The 19891-nt window shown below is 70.1% G+C and carries 19 protein-coding genes and 1 pseudogene; 14 read left to right on the top strand and 6 right to left on the bottom strand.

All coding sequences use genetic code 11. The features are described 5' to 3' along the window. The first annotated feature begins 15 nt into the window (after positions 1 to 15). Positions 16 to 1110 (top strand): ABC transporter permease, encoded by a 1095-nt coding sequence (locus NRF20_RS09720; protein ID WP_413752411.1) that lies wholly within the window; start codon positions 16 to 18, stop codon positions 1108 to 1110. Next, complete coding sequence (locus tag NRF20_RS09715; RefSeq protein WP_266356553.1) at positions 1107 to 1787, top strand: ABC transporter ATP-binding protein; 681 nt, start codon at positions 1107 to 1109, stop codon at positions 1785 to 1787. Before NRF20_RS09720 ends, NRF20_RS09715 begins: the two co-directional genes overlap by 4 nt. Positions 1788 to 1831: 44 nt before the next feature. Here NRF20_RS09715 and NRF20_RS09710 read toward each other — a convergent pair whose 3' ends face one another. After that, positions 1832 to 2632, bottom strand: coding sequence for an IclR family transcriptional regulator (locus NRF20_RS09710; RefSeq protein ID WP_266356551.1), 801 nt, complete (start codon positions 2630 to 2632; stop codon positions 1832 to 1834). A 341-nt stretch (positions 2633 to 2973) separates the two neighbouring features. On the opposite strand from NRF20_RS09710, the gene allB reads away from it, so the two are divergent. From allB to NRF20_RS09695, 3 genes are all read left to right on the top strand, one after another. Beyond that, a complete protein-coding gene (gene allB, locus NRF20_RS09705; protein WP_413752410.1) occupies positions 2974 to 4317 on the top strand; it encodes an allantoinase AllB in 1344 nt (447 codons plus the stop codon). Positions 4318 to 4319: 2 nt separating this feature from the next. After that, positions 4320 to 5435, top strand: coding sequence for an allantoicase (gene alc, locus NRF20_RS09700; protein WP_413752409.1), 1116 nt, complete (start codon positions 4320 to 4322; stop codon positions 5433 to 5435). Between the two features lie 106 nt (positions 5436 to 5541). Beyond that, the gene (locus NRF20_RS09695; protein WP_266356545.1) at positions 5542 to 5871 is read left to right on the top strand and encodes a putative quinol monooxygenase; all 330 of its coding nucleotides are present in this window, start codon (positions 5542 to 5544) and stop codon (positions 5869 to 5871) included. 73 nt (positions 5872 to 5944) lie between these two features. On the opposite strand, the gene NRF20_RS09690 is transcribed toward NRF20_RS09695, so the two are convergent. The 3 genes from NRF20_RS09690 to NRF20_RS09680 form a co-directional block, all read right to left on the bottom strand. Further along, entirely contained in the window at positions 5945 to 6775 is an 831-nt protein-coding gene (locus NRF20_RS09690) for an aldo/keto reductase (RefSeq protein WP_413752408.1), read from the bottom strand. Between the two features lie 207 nt (positions 6776 to 6982). Further along, the gene (locus NRF20_RS09685) at positions 6983 to 7738 is read right to left on the bottom strand and encodes an SDR family NAD(P)-dependent oxidoreductase (protein ID WP_398634500.1); all 756 of its coding nucleotides are present in this window, start codon (positions 7736 to 7738) and stop codon (positions 6983 to 6985) included. Positions 7739 to 7943: 205 nt separating this feature from the next. Next, on the bottom strand, positions 7944 to 8900 hold the full coding sequence (locus tag NRF20_RS09680) for a helix-turn-helix transcriptional regulator (RefSeq protein WP_413752407.1): 957 nt from the start codon (positions 8898 to 8900) through the stop codon (positions 7944 to 7946). 156 nt (positions 8901 to 9056) lie between these two features. Here NRF20_RS09680 and NRF20_RS09675 point away from each other — a divergent pair, with 156 nt between their 5' ends. Further along, positions 9057 to 9506 (top strand): hypothetical protein, encoded by a 450-nt coding sequence (locus NRF20_RS09675; RefSeq protein WP_398634495.1) that lies wholly within the window; start codon positions 9057 to 9059, stop codon positions 9504 to 9506. Between the two features lie 311 nt (positions 9507 to 9817). Here the strand turns inward: NRF20_RS09675 and NRF20_RS09670 are convergent, their stop codons facing one another. Beyond that, the gene (locus NRF20_RS09670; RefSeq protein ID WP_413754553.1) at positions 9818 to 11446 is read right to left on the bottom strand and encodes an IS200/IS605 family accessory protein TnpB-related protein; all 1629 of its coding nucleotides are present in this window, start codon (positions 11444 to 11446) and stop codon (positions 9818 to 9820) included. A gap of 174 nt (positions 11447 to 11620) precedes the next feature. On the opposite strand from NRF20_RS09670, the pseudogene NRF20_RS09665 reads away from it, so the two are divergent. The 3 genes and pseudogenes from NRF20_RS09665 to NRF20_RS09655 form a co-directional block, all read left to right on the top strand. Beyond that, positions 11621 to 12004, top strand: a pseudogene (locus NRF20_RS09665) (response regulator transcription factor); the annotation flags it as partial. Between the two features lie 55 nt (positions 12005 to 12059). Continuing rightward, positions 12060 to 13250 (top strand): cytochrome P450 family protein, encoded by a 1191-nt coding sequence (locus tag NRF20_RS09660; protein ID WP_413752405.1) that lies wholly within the window; start codon positions 12060 to 12062, stop codon positions 13248 to 13250. Positions 13251 to 13266: 16 nt separating this feature from the next. Next, positions 13267 to 13686 carry a PaaI family thioesterase gene (locus NRF20_RS09655; protein WP_266356539.1) on the top strand — a complete coding sequence of 140 codons (420 nt, stop codon included), beginning with the start codon at positions 13267 to 13269 and terminating at the stop codon, positions 13684 to 13686. Between the two features lie 40 nt (positions 13687 to 13726). Here NRF20_RS09655 and NRF20_RS09650 read toward each other — a convergent pair whose 3' ends face one another. Next, positions 13727 to 14764, bottom strand: coding sequence for a Gfo/Idh/MocA family oxidoreductase (locus NRF20_RS09650; RefSeq protein ID WP_398634493.1), 1038 nt, complete (start codon positions 14762 to 14764; stop codon positions 13727 to 13729). 138 nt (positions 14765 to 14902) lie between these two features. Here NRF20_RS09650 and NRF20_RS09645 point away from each other — a divergent pair, with 138 nt between their 5' ends. The 5 genes from NRF20_RS09645 to NRF20_RS09625 all read left to right on the top strand — a co-directional run bounded on the left by NRF20_RS09645 (position 14903) and on the right by NRF20_RS09625 (position 19849). Next, positions 14903 to 15661, top strand: a complete 759-nt coding sequence (locus NRF20_RS09645) for a GntR family transcriptional regulator (protein WP_398634492.1) — start codon at positions 14903 to 14905, stop codon at positions 15659 to 15661. 93 nt (positions 15662 to 15754) lie between these two features. Continuing rightward, a complete protein-coding gene (locus NRF20_RS09640) occupies positions 15755 to 16765 on the top strand; it encodes a sugar ABC transporter substrate-binding protein (RefSeq protein ID WP_398634491.1) in 1011 nt (336 codons plus the stop codon). A 194-nt stretch (positions 16766 to 16959) separates the two neighbouring features. Then, positions 16960 to 17943 carry a sugar ABC transporter substrate-binding protein gene (locus tag NRF20_RS09635; protein ID WP_413752404.1) on the top strand — a complete coding sequence of 328 codons (984 nt, stop codon included), beginning with the start codon at positions 16960 to 16962 and terminating at the stop codon, positions 17941 to 17943. Further along, positions 17940 to 18992: an ABC transporter permease gene (locus NRF20_RS09630; RefSeq protein WP_266356531.1), complete on the top strand. Its 1053-nt coding sequence runs from the start codon at positions 17940 to 17942 to the stop codon at positions 18990 to 18992. The genes NRF20_RS09635 and NRF20_RS09630 overlap by 4 nt, the downstream gene beginning before the upstream one ends. Next, positions 18989 to 19849, top strand: coding sequence for an ATP-binding cassette domain-containing protein (locus NRF20_RS09625; protein ID WP_413752403.1), 861 nt, complete (start codon positions 18989 to 18991; stop codon positions 19847 to 19849). The genes NRF20_RS09630 and NRF20_RS09625 overlap by 4 nt, the downstream gene beginning before the upstream one ends. Positions 19850 to 19891: the final 42 nt, after the last annotated feature.

Raw genomic sequence — 19891 nt, 5'->3', positions numbered from 1 at the left:
ACCGAGACTGGGAGCATGTTCGTCGCATGGAGAGATCTCAGGTTCGCCAAGGGGCGGTTCGCGCTCATGGGCACGGTCGTGGTGCTGATCACGCTGCTCGTGGGCTTGCTGTCCGGCCTGACGGCCGGTCTGGCCCGGGAGAACACCTCGGCCGTCACAGGGCTCAACGCGGACCACCTCGCGTTCGCCGCCCCGCCCGACGGGCAGTCGGTGTCCTTCACCAACTCGACCGTCGGGGAGAGCACCTGGCAAAAGTGGGCGGAGCGGCCCGGTGTGAGCGGCGCGGAGCCGCTCGGCATCCGCATCCTCAACGCCGCCACCGTCGAGGGGGAGCGCACGGCCGCCGTCTCGGCCTTCGGTGTCGAGCCGGACGGGGACCTGGCACCCATCGGTGGCGCGCGGGTCGGCACGGGGAAGGTGGTGCTGTCCGAACAGGCCGCCGACGACCTGGGCGCCGGGGCCGGAGACCGGCTGCGGCTGGGCGGCACCGAGGTGTCCGTCGTGGCGGTCGCGGGAGATGCCTCGTACAGCCATACGCCGGTCGTGTGGACCTCGCTCGACGACTGGCAGCGATTCGGGGCGGACGGCGACGGCCGGGCGCAGCACGCCACGGTGATCGCCCTGACCGCCACCGCCGGCGCCGACCTCGCCGCAGGCGACAAGGCGGCGGGCACCAGCACGCTCTCCCTCGAGGAGTCGCTCACCGCGATCGGCTCCTACCAGGCCGAGAACGGCTCGCTCCAGATGATGCGCGGCTTCCTCTTCGCCATCTCCGCCCTGGTCATCGGCGCCTTCTTCACCGTCTGGACGATCCAGCGCAGCGGTGATGTCGCCGTCCTCAAGGCGCTCGGCGCCTCCACCTCGTATCTGCTGCGCGACGCACTCGGGCAGGCCGTCGTGATGCTCGCCATCGGTACGGGGGTGGGCACTGCGCTCGCCTCGGGCATCGGTGCGCTGGTCAGCGGAGGGGCCGTGCCGTTCGTCCTCGACGCGGCGACCGTCCTGGTCCCGGCGGCCGTGATGATCGTCCTCGGCGCCGCCGGGGCGGCCCTGTCCATCCGGCGGATCACCGCCGTCGACCCGCTCACCGCACTCGGGAGTGCCCGATGACCCTCACCCTCGCCGATGTCACCCTCACCTACCCCGACGGCGACGGCCGGCTCACCGCCCTGGACCGCGTCTCGCTGGATGTGCCCGCCGGTTCGCTCACCGCGGTCGTCGGACCGTCCGGCTCCGGCAAGTCCAGCCTTCTGGCGGTGGCCGCGACCCTGGTCACCCCGGACGAGGGACAGGTCGTCGTCGCCGGTACGGACACCGCGGGCCTCGGCCGTGCGGAGAAGGCGGCGATGCGCCGCGAACGCATCGGCATCGTCTTCCAGCAGCCCAACCTGCTGCCGTCCCTCACCGCGGCCGAACAGCTCCAGGTGATGACCCATCTGTCGGGCGGCGCCGTACGCGGAGCCCGCGGCCGGGCGCTGGAGCTGCTGGACGCGGTCGGCCTCGCGGACAAGGCCGACCGCAGGCCCCACCAGCTGTCGGGCGGACAGCGTCAGCGGATCAACATCGCGCGGGCCCTGATGAACGATCCGGCGGTGCTGCTCGTCGACGAACCGACCAGCGCGCTCGACCACGAGCGGGGTGCGGCAGTGCTCGAGCTGCTGGTCAGGCTGACGACGGAGCGGTCGACGGCGACAGTGATGGTCACGCACGACCGGGCCCATCTGGACCGGGTGGACCGCACGGTCACGATGGACGACGGCCGTCTGACGGTGCCCGCACCGGCCTGAGAGGTGTGGGAGGGACGGCCGGGGGGCCGCCCCTCCCACACCTCTCAGCCGGTGGGACCGCTGCTGGCCAGCGCGTCGGACAGCTCCTTCGCGGCCTGCTGCAGAATCGGCACGATCCGCTCCGTCGCCGCCTCCGTCACCCGGCCCGCCGGACCCGAGATCGAAATCGCGGCCGAGGTGGGGGAGTTGGGTACGGAGACCGCCAGACAGCGCACCCCGATCTCCTGCTCGTTGTCGTCGACCGCGTAGCCGACCCTGCGGACCTGCTCCAGTGCGTCGAGGAAGCCGTCAGGAGTGGTGATCGTCTTCTCGGTGGCGGCCGGCATTCCGGTACGGGCGAGCAGGGCCCGTACCTCCTCCGGGGGCGTATTCGCCAGCAGTGCCTTGCCGACCCCCGTGGAGTGGGGGAGCACCCGGCGGCCCACCTCGGTGAACATGCGCATCGAGTGCTTTGACGGCACCTGCGCCACGTACACGATCTCGTCGCCGTCGAGCAGCGCCATGTTCGCGGTCTCGCCGGTCTCCTCGACCAGACGCGCGAGATACGGGCGGGCCCAGGTGCCGAGCAGCCGGGACGCGGACTCGCCGAGCCGGATCAGACGCGGGCCGAGCGCATAGCGCCGGTTCGGCTGCTGGCGTACATATCCGCAGATCACCAGCGTGCGCATCAGTCGGTGAATGGTCGGCAGCGGGAGTCCGCTGCTCGCGGAGAGTTCACTCAGCCCGACCTCGCCCCCCGCGTCCGCCATCCGCTCCAGCAGATCGAAGGCGCGCTCAAGGGACTGCACACCACCGCTGGAAGCGGCGGGCTTGGAGTCGGATGTGCTGGCGTGGGACGGCGGCACGTCAACGGTCCTTTCGAGGCGGAAGAGCAAGGCAGCAGCCTACCGGGCGGTTCCCGATCGGCCCACTGCTCCGGGTGCGGCGTCCTGGCCGGTCAGAGCCTGTTTGTCCCGGTGTCTGCAGTCGGCGGGGCAGTTCTGCGGCGCCGCACTGGTCCCATGTTACGTTCCGCTCTCCGAAATCGGTCTTTTGCTTTGTGGAAATCTCCAGTTGTGGGCGCGGGTGGTCCACCGGCTGCCCGGCGGGGAAAGTGGGGTCTTGACGGGCCCGAATCCCGAGTGAAGACTCCTTCAACAGTTCGTTGAATTTGTCAGTGGCCGAAAGTCCGAAGTGAGGAGTACGGGTGTCCGGTGCGGACGTGAATCTGGTACTGCGCTCGACGCGTGTCGTCACCCCGGACGGGACGCGTCCCGCGGCGGTCGCCGTCGCCGACGGGAGAATCGACGCCGTCCTGCCGTACGACACCGAGGTGCCGGCCGGTGCCCGGTCGGAGGACTTCGGTGACGACGTCCTGCTGCCCGGACTCGTCGACACCCATGTCCATGTGAACGACCCCGGCCGCACCGAGTGGGAAGGTTTCCACACCGCCACCCGCGCCGCGGCGGCGGGAGGCATCACCACCCTGCTCGACATGCCGCTCAACTCCCTCCCGCCGACCACGACCGTCGGTCATCTGCGCACCAAGCAGCAGGTGGCCGCCCCCAAGGCGCACATCGACACCGGATTCTGGGGCGGAGCGATCCCGACCAACGTCAAGGACCTGCGCCCGCTGTACGAGGCCGGGGTGTTTGGCTTCAAGTGCTTCCTCTCGCCCTCCGGCGTCGACGAGTTCCCGGAGCTCGACCAGGAGCAGCTGGCCAGGTCCATGGCCGAGATCGCCGGCTTCGGCGGGCTGCTGATCGTGCACGCCGAGGACCCGCGCCATCTGGCCTCCGCACCGCAGCGCAGCGGGCCCGCGTACGCCGACTTCCTCGCCTCCCGGCCCCGTGACGCCGAGAACACCGCGATCGAGGGGCTCATCGCGCACGCCAGGCGGCTGAACGCCCGGGTTCATGTGCTGCACCTCTCCTCCAGTGACGCGCTGCCGACGATCGCCGCCGCCAAGCGCGAGGGCGTACGGATCACCGTCGAGTCCTGTCCGCACTTCCTCACCCTCACCGCCGAGGAAGTCCCGGACGGCGCGACGGAGTTCAAGTGCTGCCCGCCGATCCGGGAGGCCGCCAACCAGGACGCGCTGTGGGACGGGCTGGCCGACGGGACGATCGACTGCATCGTCTCCGACCACTCGCCGTGCACCACCGACCTCAAGACGCCGGACTTCGCCTCCGCCTGGGGCGGCATCTCCTCCCTCCAGCTGGGGCTCCCCGTCATCTGGACCGAGGCCCGCAGGCGCGGCCACTCGCTCGACGACGTCGTCCGCTGGATGTCGGCCGCCCCCGCGGAGCTGGCCGGGCTCACCCGCAAGGGCGCCATCGAGGCCGGCCGCGACGCCGACTTCGCCGTCCTCGCCCCGGATGAGACCTTCACCGTCGACCCCGCCGACCTCTTCCACCGCAACCAGGTCACCGCCTACGCCGGCAGGACCCTGCACGGCGTCGTGAGATCGACCTGGCTGCGCGGCGCAAGGATCGCGGCGGACGGCATCGTCACCGAACCCACCGGACGCCTCCTCGAAAGGAACCACTGACCATGACGGCGACAGCCCGCTTCACCGGCGACGCGAACCCGTACGGCGGCGGCGATCCGTACGCCGACTACCGCACCGCCGACTTCCCCTTCACCGACCTCGTCGACCTCGCCGACCGGCGGCTCGGCGCGGGAGTGATCGCCGCCAACGACGAGTTCTTCGCCGAGCGCGAGAATCTGCTGAAGCCGGAGCCCGCCGAGTTCGATCCCGAGCGCTTCGGCCACAAGGGAAAGATCATGGACGGCTGGGAGACCCGCCGCCGCCGCGGCGCGAGCGCCGACCGGCCGCACCCCACGGACGAGGACCACGACTGGGCACTCGTACGGCTCGGCGCGCCCGGAGTCGTACGCGGCATCATCGTCGACACCGCCCACTTCCGCGGCAACTACCCGCAGGCCGTCTCCGTCGAGGCGGCCTGCGTCCCCGGCTCCCCGTCGCCCGGGGCACTCCTCGCGCCCGGCGTGAAGTGGACAACGCTCGTACCACGTACGGCTGTTGGGGGGCACGCGGCCAATGGATTCGTCGTCGCGGCCGAGCAGCGTGTCACCCATCTGCGGGTCAATCAGCACCCCGACGGCGGGATCGCCCGGCTCCGGGTGTACGGCGAGGTCGCCCCCGACCCCGCCTGGCTGGCCGCCCTCGGCACCTTTGATCTGGTCGCCCTGGAGAACGGCGGCATGGTCGAGGACGCCTCCGACCGCTTCTACTCCCCGGCCACCAACACCATCCAGCCGGGCAGGTCCCGAAAGATGGACGACGGCTGGGAGACCCGCCGCCGACGCGACAAGGGCAACGACTGGATCCGCTACCGGCTCGTCGAGCAGGCGGAGATCCGCGCAGTCGAGATCGACACCGCGTATCTGAAGGGCAACTCGGCGGGCTGGGCGAGCCTTTCCGCATGCGACGGGGAGAGCGGCGAGTGGACCGAGGTGCTGCCCCGGACCCCGCTGCAGCCCGACACGAACCATCGCTTCGTCCTGCCGGAGGCGGTGCGGGCCACGCACATCCGGATCGACATCTTCCCCGACGGCGGCATCTCCCGGCTGCGGTTGTTCGGCTCAGCGACACAGGAGGGCGCCACGCGACTGGCCGCGCGCCACCGCGAGCTCGGCGGTTAGGGTCTGTGGCCCACCCGAGAGCCGGACGGGCCGATATCCAGCCCGTCCGGCTCCATCCGGGTGTGCCCGATCGGTCCTTATCCAAGGCATATGGGACCCTGGGGGCATGATCTTCATCGCCGTCAAATTCACCGTCCACAGCGCCGACCGCGACAACTGGCTCCCGGCCGTCGAGGACTTCACCCTTGCCACCCGGAAGGAGCCCGGCAATGTGTTCTTCGAGTGGTCGTACAGCGTCGAGAACCCGGACCAGTTCGTCCTGCTGGAGGCCTTCGCCTCTCCCGAGGCCGGGGAGGCCCATGTGAAGTCGCAGCACTTCGCCGCGGCGATGGACACGATGGCGGATCTCGTCGCCCAGACTCCGGAGATCATCAACGTCGAGGTGCCGGGCGAGGGTTGGTCCCGGATGGCGGAGCTCACCCCGCGCGCGCGGTGATCCGCACGTCGGTGTGTCCGTGCCGAGTGACGCGGACACGGCGGCACGGACACACACCGACGCGACAGGCCCCTCAGAACTCCTCGTGCACCTCGGGATCCCCGCCGAACCGCTGCCGCGGCCCGGCCGAGATGCGGGTCAGCTCGTCCGCCGTCAGCTCGAACCCGAACAGGTCCAGGTTCTCGCGCTGGCGCCCCGGATCGGCCGACTTGGGGATCGGTACGGCACCGAGCTGGGTGTGCCAGCGCAGCACGGCCTGAGCGGGCGTCACACCGTGCGCGTCGGCGACGGCGACCAACTTCGGGGCGGCCGGCAGATCGCGCCCGCGGCCGAGCGGGCTCCAGCTCTCCGTGACGATGCCCTTCGCGGCGTGCGCGGACCGCAGCTCGTCCTGCGGCAGGCGCGGGTGCATCTCGATCTGGTTGACGGCCGGCAGCACCCCCGTCTCCTGCTCCAGCCGGTCGATCTGGGCCGAGGTGAAGTTGGAGACGCCGATCGAGCGCACCAGACCGTCCTCACGGAGCCGGATCAGCGCCTTCCAGGTGTCGACGTACAGATCGAGCCGGGGCAACGGCCAGTGGATGAGATACAGATCCACGTACTCCAGCCCGAGATTGCGCCGCGACTCCTCGAACGACGCCAGGGTCGGCTCGTAACCGTGATGCCGGCCCGGGACCTTGGTAGTGACGAAGACGTCCTCCCTCCGCACGCCGCTGCGGGCGATCCCGCGGCCGGTACCGGTCTCGTTGCCGTAGCTCAGTGCGGTGTCGACGAGCCGGTAGCCGAGGCCCAGGGCCCCGGCGACGGCCTTCTCCGCCGCGTCGTCGCCCAACGGCCAGGTGCCGAGCCCGACGGCGGGCATGGCGCGGCCGTCGTTCAGGGTGTGAACCGGGGTCTCGGTCATGATCTCCCTTTTCGTTCGGAAACCTTACTGGCCACGGTAGGACGGACCGGGGCGCGAGACATGGACCGTGCGGGTGAGTCCGGCCCGCAGCCCGACGAGCCCTGCGCAGTTGGGTGACGGCCTCGTCGCCCCGGTCATGGCCGTAGCCCCGCCGGATCAGGCCGAGGGCCGGGAGACCGGCCGGCGGGTTGCCACTGCGAAGCCGGGTCAAGCGGTGTGGCCCCCGTCCACCGTCACCTCCGTACCCGTGATGTACGCCGCCTCGGCACTGGCCAAGTAGGCGATCAGGGAAGCCACTTCGTCCGCGGTGCCGAACCGGTCCAATGCGGTCGCGGACAGCTGTCCGGCGGCGAGCGGGCCGTCGGCCGGGTTGAGGTCCGTGTCGACCGGACCCGGCTGGACCAGGTTGACGGTGATGCCGCGCGGGCCGAGTTCGCGGGCGAGCGGCTTGGTCAGGCCGGCCAGCGCCGACTTGCTCATCGTGTAGAGGGTGGAGCCGGGACCGCCCGCGTGCCGGCTGAGGGCCGTGCCGAGGGAGATGATGCGGCCGCCGTCCCCCATCAGCCCTGCCGCCGCGCGGCAGGCCAGGAAGACCGCCCGTACGTTGACCGCGAGCACCCGGTCGACGTCGGCGGGGGTGAGGGTTTCGATGGGGCCGAGGACGCCGATGCCCGCGTTGTTGACCAGGATGTCGAGCCGGCCGAGCGCGTCAGCGGCACGGCGCACGGCCGCCGGGGCGGCATCCGGGTCGGCCGAGTCGGCGCGCAGCGCGATTCCGCGACGGCCGTACGACTGGATCTTCTTGACGACCGCCTGTGCGCCGTCCTCGTCCCGTACGTATGTCAGCGCCACATCGGCGCCGTCCCGGGCCAGCCGCAGGGCGGTCGCGGCACCGATGCCCCGGCTGCCGCCGGTGACGAGTGCGGCCCTGTCCGAGCCGGTGGTCGTGGTGGTGCTGGTCATGGTCATGGTGGGTCTCCTGGTCCGTGAGGCCGGGTCCTGCGCGGCGTCGGGTCCTGCGACGCCCGTGTCTTTCGACGCCCGGGTCTTTCGACATGGACAAGGAAAGATCTTCTGCGCGGCGGAAACCGGCGGGAATCGGACGCCCACCCCGATGCACCCGGGAGCGGGGGCGTCCCGTGCGGCGCGGCGTCCGCCGTTCTGCCCCTCAGCCGGAGGCGTAGCGCATCGCCAGCGCGCGTACTGTCGCGGCGAGCGCGGCCCTCAATTCGGGTGGGCCCAGTACCTCGACATCCTCGCCCAGGGCCAGGAACACGCCGTGGGCATGGTCGAGTGACTCGACGGGCAGCACCGCGCGGATCCAGCCGTCCGGATCCGGCGTTCCGCTGTCGGCCAGCGCCCGGGCCGCCGCCCCCATGAGGCGTGACGCGGCGTGCGGTGCGATGCGTACCAGTGCCTCCGCCTGATGGAGGCGGGCGTGGAAGTCCGCCTGATGGCGCTCCCAGTGTCCGGCAAGGTCGAAGTTCTCGGGAGGGGTGAACTTCTCGTCGAGGACGGTGAGCCGGAGGATCTGGTCGACCCGGTACGTACGCGGTCCCGGCCCGGCGACGACGTACCAGCGTCCTGCCTTGAGTACCAGCCCGTACGGCTCCAGCCGCCGGTCGACATCGGTCGGCTGCTGCCAGCGGCGATAGCGGACGTCGAGGACCCGGCTGTGCCACACCGCGTCGGCGACCTGCTGGAGGTACGGGGTCTCCTCGTCCTGCGCGTACCAGCCGGGCGCATCGAGATGGAAGCGGGCGCGCATCCGGTCGGCCTGCTCGCGCAGTTCGGGCGGCAGCGCCGCGCGCAGTTTGAGCTGGGCCGCCGCCAGGGGCGCGCCGAGACCGAGATCCGCCGCGGGCCCGGGGATGCCGGACAGGAAGAGGGCCTCCGCCTCGCCCGCGCTGAGCCCGGTCAGCCGCGTGCGGTAGCCCGCGAGCAGATGGTAGCCGCCACAGTGCCCGGCATCCCCGTACATCGGAACGCCCGCCGCGTGCAGCGATTCGATGTCGCGGTAGACGGTCCGCACGGACACCGCCAGCTCCGCCGCGAGCTGTGCGGCGGTCATTCGGCCCCGGGTCTGGAGCAGCAGGACGATCGAGAGGAGTCGGCTGGACTTCACTGACACAAGGTGTCAGTGAAGTCCGTCTACGGTCCAGCCATGGCCTTGGAGGAAGACCCGGCCGGGATCGATTTCCGGGACGAGGAGGGGTAGCCGCTGCCCCTCCCGCCGGCCTTCTTCCACCGACCCTTTCCGACGAACCGCAGGAGACCTCTCGTGAACGACTTCGACTTCCTCGCCGGCACGTGGGACGTCACCAACCGCCGGCGGACCGACTTCCTCGACGAGACGAGTGCGTGGGAGGAGTTCCCCGCCGTCAGTCACGCCTCGCGTCACTTCGACGGCGGGGCGAGCTTCGACGAGATCGACTTCCTGGAGCAGGGGCACTGCGGGCTCACCCTGCGGCTGTACGACCCCGAGCGGGAGCAGTGGTCCCTGTACTGGTCGAGCAGCCGCACCGGAGCGCTGTTCCCGCCGGTCGTGGGCCGGTTCGAGGACGGCCGGGGCGAGTTCCACGGAGACGACACGTACGACGGAAAGCAGGTCCGGGTGCGATTCATCTGGTCGGGGATCACCGCGGAGTCGGCCCGCTGGGAGCAGGCGTTCTCCTTGGACGACGGCGAGAGCTGGCTGACCAACTGGATCATGGAGCTGACGCGCCGCTGACACCGACGGCGAAGCACGGGAGGACGGATGGGACGGGTATTCCCCGGGCCGGGCACTGCCCGGTACGGTGATCGTTCCGCGTGCGAGCCGTCGAGGTCTCCACAGCGTTCGCGCATCATTCCCGCCGTGGAGAGCCAGGAAGCCGGCGGCCGCCTCGACCACGGTCCGAAGCCGGACGGGGGCTTCGGCATCTGGGCCTGGCTGCCGTGGTCGCCCTGATCGCCGGACGGTCCGGGGCGGACGCAAGGATTCCCGGCGCATCCGGTGTCCGGACCTGACCACGGTTGGCGTCATGACCGCCCCGACCGTTCCTAACCAGTGCGCATGAGTGAGTCCTGGACCCACTGATGTGTACTGGGCGCATCCCGAACGGTGTTGGATGCGCTGGGTTCCCGCTTTCTCGTCCCGTTCGGCGGCACGCCTCCAGGGGCGTGATCCGTTGCGGGTGGGCGGGTTCCCTCACGCCCCGGGGTGCCGAACCCGACCTGGACGGTCCGATGCCCCGCACGATCACTCCGGTCGTGTGGGGGCGGTGCCGTCCGACGCCGGACCCGGTGCCCGAGGGCGCGTCGTCCGATCGCGATGCCGGCGGCATCATGACGGGACATTCTGCGGTGCGGGGTGGCCAGTGGCTTCTGCCAGTGCTGGGCACCCCACAGGGAGGTGTAGGCGGGGTCGACCGCGACAATGCTCAGGCCCTGTTCGGCTGCCATGGAAACGAGCCGGGCCTTGAGTTTGCCGGTCGGGATGCCGGAGATCAGCTGCCGGAACCGCTTTTTGCGGCCATGTTTCTCATGGGTCTTCTCGGCGGTGAAGTCGAGGTCTTCGATGCCGATTGCGGCGACCCCGACGTGCTTGGCCCAGTTGATGAGGCGGGTCAGTGCGTGGCGAATCTGGGCGTCGCGGTGCGTGGCGGTGCCGGACAGGTCGTAGCCGAAGCGGTGCGGGTCGCCGATGGGGTTGCCGTGTGGGTCGAGGTGGTAGGCGGCGAAGTGGTCGGCGTTGGTGTCGACGCCGATCACACCGAGGGCGCGGGCGGCCTCCAATGGGATGGTCTTGACGATGGGGCGTTGCCAGGATGCGGTGAGGTACCAGCGGCGACGGTCCACGTCGAGGTGGATTCGGTAGGCGACAGCCCGGTTCGTGGTGACGCGGTCGGCCCACTCCTGGCCCCGGTGCGCGAACCCGATACGGGTGGCGAGGATGTACCGGCCGTGCCGGGCATTGGCCAGGTGTGCGAGCGGGGCGGGCAGCTTGATGGACACTTCGCCATCCGGGGTGACGCGGATGGTCTCGTTCCCGAACCTCTTCCCCGACTCACCATCAGCAGCGATGAACCAGCGCTCCGCCTCCCAGCGTTCCCGCCACTGCTCTTCGGTGAGCCGGGCGTCGGCGAGGTGGTGGCGGGTGTTCAGGAGACGTCTGCCGCCGCGCACCACACTCACCCGTCCGGCTTGCCGGTCGGCGACAACGGCCGCATGGCGTGCCTCCAGTGCAGCGAGGCGACGGGACTTGCGAAACCACTCACCCCTGGAGCGGTAGCCGCCCGCAACCCGCTTCGTTCCTCGCTCACCGATCGGGAGGGACAGGCGGTGCCGCAGCGTCCTGATCCCGGCCTCCAGCGTCTGGATGTGCGCGGCCTGGCAACGGCGCGCAAGCGCCCACTGATCGTGCGTGGCCTTGGTAATCGCACCCGCGATCCGCGACGACGACTGTGCCGTCAGGTCCCGCTTACGCGACGCCCAACTGTCCGCACCGTGCTCCAGACCGTCCGCACAACGGGCCCTGAGATCACGGGAAGCGAGCGCCCCCTGATGCTCACCGACCAGGCGGAGCACGTTCTCGTCCTGGGGCGTGAGGTGCTTGAGGCGGTCCCGGATCGCCACCCCGCACGGCCCGGGCACCACGAACGGCGCCGCCAACTCCCGCAATCCACCCACCACAACACCCCCTCCCCAAGACTGGAAACCTGCCACCCAGCCCAACGAGCAGCAACCGCCAAGGTCACCCATTCGGCCCCAGAACCCCCGTTCCCACCACCACGCACCCACCGACAGGACTCACTCCCACTCACTACAACGCATTTCAACTCAGCAAACCGACAGCAGCTCGCAACCCCTCCGGACCGGATCGTCGACTCGGTGCGGCGGGTGGCGGCCGGTGATCCGGTGCTGTCGCCGGCGGTGACCCGCAGGCTCATGGCCCGCGCCGCCGAGACCGGGCCCGGCGGCGGCCGGGACGGCCGGGTGGACCGCGCCGACCGGGCACGACGGCGGATCGCCACGCTCGCCGACCGGGAACGCGAGGTCGCGATCGCCGTCGGACGCGGCCGCTCCAACGCCGAGATCGCCGCCACGCTCCATCTGAGCGTGGCGACCGTGAAGACCCAGGTGTCCCGGATCCTGGCCAAATTCGATTTCAACAACCGTGTCCAGATCGCGCTGTTGGTGCACGATGCGGGCCTGCTGGACGACGACGGTGCAGGCCCGGCGGCATAGGCTGAACCGGTCGATCGCGAGCGATCGAGCCGACCAGACCGGGAGGGGCGATCCCATGTCCGATGCCAGCAGCCACGTCGATGTCGATCTGCGCGGGGTCAAGGACTTCACCGCGAATCCCTATCCGTACTACGAGAAGCTGCGCGCCGCGGGTCCCGTGCACACCATCCGTACCGACGAATTCGAGCGGATCTGGCTCGTGGTCGGGTACGGCGAGGGCCGCGCAGCCCTCGCCGACCAGCGGTTCGGCAAGGAGTGGCAGGGGCTGGTGGACCGGCCCGAGGGGAGCGATCCGATCTTCGCCAACATGCTGGAGCTGGACGCACCCCATCACACCCGGCTGCGCAAGCTCGTCACCCGGGAGTTCACCGCACGCCGGGTCGAGGCCCTGCGCCCGCGCGTCCAGCAGATCACCGACGAGCTCCTCGACGCGATGGTGCCCGCCGGGCGCGCCGATCTCGTGGACGCGCTCGCCTTCCCGCTGCCGATGACCGTCATCTGCGAACTGATCGGTGTGCCGGACCTGGACCGGAACACCTTCCGCAAACTGTCGAACGACGTCGTCACCCCGTCCACGCCGGAGCAGGAGCGCGAGGCGGTGGCCGCCATGGGCGTGTACCTCGCCGAGCTCATCGAGGACAAGCGGTGCTCGCCGGGTGACGACCTGATGAGCGCCCTGGTCAGGACACGTGACGAGGAGGGGGACGGGCTGTCGCCCGACGAGCTCGTGGGCATGGCCTTCCTGCTGCTCGTCGCCGGCCATGAGACCACGGTCAACCTGATCTCCAACGGGGTACGGGCATTGCTTCAGCACCCGGACCAACTGGCCGCACTTCGCGCGGACTTCGGCCTGATCGACGGCGCGGTCGAGGAGATGCTGCGCTATGACGGACCGGTGGAGACCGCCACGTTCCGCTTCCCCCGTGAACCGGTCGAGATCGGGCAGAGGGTCATTCCGGCGGGCGAGCCGGTTCTGATCTCCCTGGCGGGCGCCGACCGCGACCCCGGCCGCTACCCGGAACCGGACCGCTTCGACATCCGCCGCGACGCCCAGGGCCATCTGGCGTTCGGGCACGGCCTGCATTTCTGTCTGGGTGCGCCGCTGGCCCGGATGGAGGGCCGGATCGCGATTCGTACGCTGCTGGAGCGGTGCCCTCGTCTCGCACTGGACGCGGATGCCGGGGAGCCGGACTGGCTCCCGGGGATGCTGATCCGTGGGGTCCGCGAGCTGCCCGTCCGCTGGTGAGGTAAGAAGTTCTGTCATGACCGGACTTGATTTGCAGATGGCGCAGAAGGTCCTCGACAGCCAGCCGTTCAGCGGGCTCGTCGGGGCGCGGATCACCGCCTTCGGGGACGGCGCCGCCACACTCGAAGTGGACATCCGTCAGGAACTCCAGCAGCAGAACGGCTTTCTGCACGGCGGAGTCCTGGCCTACGCCGCCGACAACTCGATCACCTTCGCCGCCGGGACGACCCTCGGCCCGGCCGTGCTGACCGGCGGTTTCTCCATCCAGTACATACGGCCCGCCACCGGCCGCACGCTCATCGCCCACGCCGATGTCGTGCACACCGGCCGCCGTCAGGCCGTGGTCCGCTGCGAGCTGTTCACCGCGGGGGAGGACGGGGCGAAGGCCCTCTGCGCGGTCGCCCAGGGGACCGTACTGTCCGCCGCACCGTCCTGAAGTGCCTTGACCGCGCCGCCGGCGCTCGGCCGGCGGCAGTTCATCCCGCGGCGCGAGCGCCGGACCGGACGGCTGCTGCGTCGGCGATCTCCGCGATCAGCACGGGGCGCCGCTCCCGGCGGGACACCTCGCACGCCTCCGCGATCAGCAGCGCGTACCACGCTTCCCGCCCGTCGCACGGATTGGGCAGCTCGCCCCGCACCACCCGTACGAACGCGTCCAGTTCCGCCTCGTACGCCGGGGCGAACCGCTCCAGGAAGCCCGGCCAGGGGCTGCACGGTGCGGCGGGGCCCTGCGGCTCCGCCGAGGTGACCGGTGTCCGGTCGTCCAGGCCGACCGTGATCTGGTCCAGTTCGCCCGCCAGTTCCATCCGTACGTCATAACCGGCGCCGTTGCAGCGGGTGGCCGTCGCCGTGGCCAGAGTGCCGTCGTCGAGGGTCAGCAGGGCCGCCGCCGTGTCGACGTCGTCGGCCGCCCGGAACATCTCGGGCCCGGCATCCGATCCGGTGGCATACACCTCGGTGACCTCGCGGCCCGTCACCCACCGCAGCATGTCGAAGTCATGGACCAGACAGTCCCGGTACAGCCCCCCGGAGAGCGGCAGATACGCGGCGGGCGGCGGTGCGGGGTCCATGGTCATCGCCCGTACGGTGTGCAGCCTGCCCAGCGCCCCTGCCCGCACGGCGGCGCGCGCCGCTCCGTACCCCGCGTCGAACCTGCGCATGAAGCCCAGCTGGAGGACGCTCCCCGCCCGGTCGACCTCGCACAGCGCGCTCAGTGTCCCCGACAGGTCCAGTGCGATCGGTTTCTCGCAGAACGCGGGCAGTCCCGCGCGTGCGGCCCGCCCGATCAGTTCCGCGTGCGCCGAAGTGGCCGAGGCGATCACCACGGCGTCCACCCCCGTGCCGAACATCTCGGCGGCGCTGTCCGCGGCCGTCGCGCCGACGCGGTCCGCGACCTCGGAGGCCCGAGCCCGGTCGGTGTCCGTCACCACCAGGGCGTCCACCTCGGGATGGCGGGCCAGCACGCCCGCGTGGAAGGAACCGATCCGGCCGGTGCCGATGAGTCCGATACGCATGGACCCAACGTGCCGCCCACCGACTGCTCTGTCAACTATATGTCCTGACAAAGTGAGGGTTTGTTCGGTGTTCATGCTGTCCGGACAACAGAACGACCTGACTACCGGAGGTTCTGACGTGGGGGATACCCTCCACGCGTGCCCAAACCCACCGCCGACCCGGCCGCACTCGAACTCGGCGTCGACCGATCCAGTCCGGTTCCCCTCTACTACCAGCTCGCCCAGCAGCTGGAAGCGGCCATCGAGCAGGGCCGGCTCGCCCCCGGCAGCCTCCTCGGCAACGAGATCGAACTCGCGGCCCGGCTCGGCCTGTCCCGGCCCACCGTCCGCCAGGCCATCCAGTCACTGGTCGACAAGGGGCTGATGGTCCGTCGCCGCGGCGTCGGCACCCAGGTCGTGCACAGCAGGGTCAGGCGCCCACTCGAACTGAGCAGCCTGTACGACGACCTGGAGGCCGCGGGCGGGCACCCCACGACCCGTGTCCTGCGCAACACCGTCGAGCCCGCCGACGCCTCGGTCGCCGACGCACTCGCAGTCGCGGAGGGCACCGACGTACACCTCGTCGAGCGGCTGCGGTACGCGCACGACGAACCGCTGGCATTCCTGCGCAACCACCTGCCCCTCGGGATCGTCGACCTGGGCACCGAACGGCTGGAAACCACCGGCCTCTACCGGATGATGCGTGGCGCGGGCATCACCCTGCACAGCGCCCGCCAGACCGTCGGTGCCCGGCTCGCCACCGCCGACGAGGCGGCCTCACTCGCCGAGGCCGAGGGGGCCGCGCTGCTGACGATGGAGCGCACCACCTTCGACGACACCGGGCGGGCCGTCGAGTTCGGCTCCCACATCTACCGGGCCTCGCGCTACTCCTTCGATTTCCAGCTGCTCGTACGTTGACGACGGCCACGGGGCCCGTTGACGTCGAAGGCGCCCACCGCTAGAACTGCCGCCAGCCGCATTCGGGCGGCGGGGAGAGAGGGCGGACCCACGATGCGCAGCTTTCGCAAGTCGGCAATCCTGATCGCCACGGCCGCCATCGGCATCGGCCTCACCGTCACCGGATGCAGCAGCTCCGGAGGCAAGAGCACCGAGGAGAAGCCCCAGGACGCAAGTGGCGGCGGGGGCAAGGCTGTCTCGACTCCCCGGATGAAGATCGCGATGGTCACGCATTCCGGGGAGGGCGACACCTTCTGGGACATCGTGCAGAGCGGCGCGAAGCAGGCGGCGGCCAAGGACAACGTCGAGTTCCTGTACTCGGCGAACAAGGAGGGCAAGGAACAGGCCCAGCTCGTCCAGGCCGCCATCGACCAGAAGGTCGACGGCATCATTGTCACGCTCGCCAAGCCGGAAGCGGTCAAGGACGTCGTCGCCAAGGCCGTGAAGGCCGGCATACCCGTCGTGACCATCAACTCGGGCGCGCAGTTCTCCAAGGAGATCGGCGCGCTCGGGCACATCGGGCAGGACGAGAAGGTCGCGGGTGAGGCCGTCGGCGAGGAGCTCAACGCGCGGGGCCGCAAGAAGGCCGTCTGCGTCATCCACGAGCAGGGCAATGTGTCGCTGGAGGAGCGCTGTGCAGGTGTGCGCAAGACCTTCAGGGGCACCGTCGAGAACCTCAACGTGGAGGGCACCAACATGCCCGCCTCCACCTCCTCGATCGAAGCGAAGCTCCAGGCCGACAAGGGCATCGACGCGATCGTCACCCTGGGCGCACCCTTCGCCGCCGCCTCCGTCAAGGCCAAGGAGGGCTCCGGCAGCAGGGCGGAGGTCGACACATTCGATCTGAACGCCGAGGTCGTCAAGCGGCTGAAGGCCGATGAGGTCGGCTTCGCCGTCGACCAGCAGCCCTACCTCCAGGGCTATCTCGCCATCGACGAACTGTGGCTGAACAAGACCAACGGAAACGTCATCGGCGGCGGAAAGCCGGTGCTCACCGGCCCGGCTATCGTCACCGCCGACGACGTGCCGCAGCTGGAGGAATACACCGCGCGCGGCACCCGATGACGGTCCCGCGCGCTGCTGTGCACACCCGGTGCCGACACACGTGCCCCGCCCCTGCCGGGCGGCGCCGTCGGCGGCTCGGGGATACTTGGCCAGCCGGGCAGGGTGTGAATCGTCCCCGGCCCCACCAAGCAGCACAGCGAGCAGCACAAGAAGGGCACGGCGTCGTGGCAAGGGTTCGGACAGGGGTACGTGCGATGGGCGCCGTGCTTGCGGCGGTGCTCGGGGCTTCCCTCGTGGGATGCAGCAGCACCGGTGGCAAGCGGGCGGAGGAGCGCGCGGCCCAGGCCGCCGCCGAGGGCCGGTCCGCGGTGAACACGCCCCGCTGGACCTTTGCCATGGTCACCCACTCGGGCGACGGCGACACCTTCTGGGACATCGTCCAGCGGGGCGCCGAGCAGGCGGCCGTCAAGGACAACATCAAGTTCCTGTACTCGCACAACGACGAGGCGCAGCAGCAGGCCCAGCTCGTCCAGGCCGCCATCGACCAGAAGGTCGACGGGCTGATCGTCACACTCGCCAAGCCCGACGCGATGAAGGACGTCGTCGCCAAGGCCACCAAGGCCGGTATCCCGGTGATCACGGTGAATTCGGGCTCCGCGGAGTCCAAGCAGTTCGGCGCGCTCACGCATATCGGCCAGGACGAGTCGATCGCGGGTGAGGCCGTGGGCGACGAGCTCAACGCGCGGGGCCGCAAGAAGGCCCTGTGCATCCTGCACGAGCAGGGCAACGTCGGCCACGAGCAGCGCTGCGCCGGAGCGAAGAAGACGTTCGACGGGCAGATGCAGAACCTGTACGTCGAAGGCACCAACATGCCCGACGTCCAGGCGTCCATCGAGGCCAAGCTCCAGGCCGACAAGAACATCGACGCGGTCGTCACCCTCGGGGCGCCGTTCGCGGACGCCTCCGTCAAGGCGAAGAAGACCGCGGGCAGCAAGGCCGAGATCGACACCTTCGACCTGAACGCCAAGGTCGCGACGGCGCTCCAGGACAAGACCCTCGGCTTCGCGGTCGACCAGCAGCCCTACCTCCAGGGGTACGAGGCCGTGGACCTGCTGTGGCTGTACCGCTTCAACGGCAATGTGCTCGGCGGCGGACGCCCGGTCCTCACCGGCCCGCAGATCATCACCTCGAAGGACGCCGCCGAGCTGGCGCAATACACGAAGCGGGGGACCCGATGAGCACGGTTGCAGGGCCATCCGCCCCGGCCGGGGCCGACGAGCGGCTGCTGCGCACCTCGCCGCTGCGCAAGCTGCTCGGCCGCCCCGAGCTCGGCTCGGTGGTCGGTGCCGCGGCGGTCTTCATCTTCTTCTCGATCGTCGCCGAAAGCTTCCTGCGTGCCTCCAGCCTCGGCACGGTGCTGTACGCGGCCTCCACCATCGGGATCATGGCCGCGCCCGTGGCGCTGCTGATGATCGGCGGCGAGTTCGACCTCTCCGCCGGTGTGCTGGTCACCAGCTCCGCGCTGATCTCGTCGATGTTCAGCTATCAGATGACGGCCAACGTCTGGGTCGGCGTCTTTGTGTCACTGCTGGTCACGCTGGCCATCGGGGCGTTCAACGGCTTCATGCTGACCCGTACCAAACTGCCGAGCTTCATCATCACGCTCGGTACGTTCCTGATGCTGACCGGCCTCAATCTGGGCTTCACCAAGCTGATCAGCGGGACCGTGTCGACGAAGTCCATCGCCGACATGGAGGGCTTCGAATCGGCCCGGCAGGTCTTCGCCTCGCAGTGGACCATCGGCGGCGTCGAGCTGAAGGTCACCATTCTGTGGTGGGCCGTGCTCGTCGCGATCGCCACCTGGATCCTGCTCCGAACCCGCTTCGGCAACTGGATCTTCGCGGTCGGCGGCGAGGCCGACGCGGCCCGCGCGGTCGGCGTCCCGGTGATCCGTACCAGGATCGGGCTCTACCTCGGGGTCGCGTTCGCCGCCTGGGTCTCGGGGCAGCATCTGCTGTTCTCGTTCGACGTGGTGCAGTCCGGCGAGGGCGTCGGCAACGAGCTGATCTACATCATCGCGGCCGTCATCGGTGGCTGTCTGATCACCGGCGGCTACGGCTCCGCGATCGGCTCCGCGGTCGGTGCCTTCATCTTCGGCATGACCAGCAAGGGCATCGTGTACGCGGAGTGGAACCCGGACTGGTTCAAGTTCTTCCTCGGAGCCATGCTGCTCCTGGCCACCCTGCTCAACGCATGGGTACGCAAGCGCGCGGAGGCGACGAAATGACGGCCCCCCAGGCACCGGCCGACCGGGAGACGTCCCACCGGGCGCTCGTCGAGCTGGATCACGTCAGCAAGTTCTACGGCAACATCAAGGCCCTGACGGACGTCTCGCTGGAGGTGCACGCGGGGGAGATCTCCTGTGTCCTCGGTGACAACGGCGCCGGCAAGTCCACCCTGATCAAGATCATCGCGGGGCTGCACCGGCACGACGCGGGGACCTTCCTCATCGAGGGCGAGGAGACCACCCTCGCCAACCCGCGCGACGCCCTCGACCGCGGCATCGCCACGGTCTACCAGGACCTGGCCGTCGTCCCCCTGATGCCGGTCTGGCGGAACTTCTTCCTCGGCTCCGAGCCGACCACCGGCGCGGGCCCCTTCAAGCGCCTCGATGTGCGGCTGATGCGCGAGACGACCCGCTCCGAGCTGCTGCGCATGGGCATCGACCTGCGCGACGTCGACCAGCCGATCGGCACGCTCTCCGGCGGTGAGCGCCAGTGCGTCGCCATCGCGCGGGCCGTCTACTTCGGCGCCAAGGTCCTGGTCCTGGACGAGCCCACCGCCGCGCTCGGCGTCAAGCAGTCCGGGGTCGTCCTCAAGTACGTCGCGGCCGCCCGCGACGCGGGGCTCGGCGTGGTTCTCATCACGCACAACCCGCACCATGCGTATCTGGTCGGTGACCGGTTCGTCCTGCTCAAGCGGGGCGCCATGTCCGGCAGCCACACCAAGGCGAGCATCACTCTGGACGAGCTGACCCGCCAGATGGCGGGCGGCAGCGAGCTGGAGGAGCTCAGCCACGAGCTGGAGCGGGCCCAGGGTCCGACCCATCTGGGCGGCCACCCGGTCGCCGACGACCCCCGGTAGTCCCGGGCCGGTACCGGCCCTCAAGAACCCGGTCCGCCAGCC

Origin of the sequence: Streptomyces sp. R-74717 (assembly GCF_047305335.1) — a bacterium.
In the GTDB taxonomy this organism is placed as follows: Bacteria; Actinomycetota; Actinomycetes; order Streptomycetales; family Streptomycetaceae; genus Streptomyces; species Streptomyces atratus.
The sequence above is the reverse complement of the archived record's forward strand: the minus strand, read 5'-3'. Positions and strand labels throughout refer to the sequence as shown.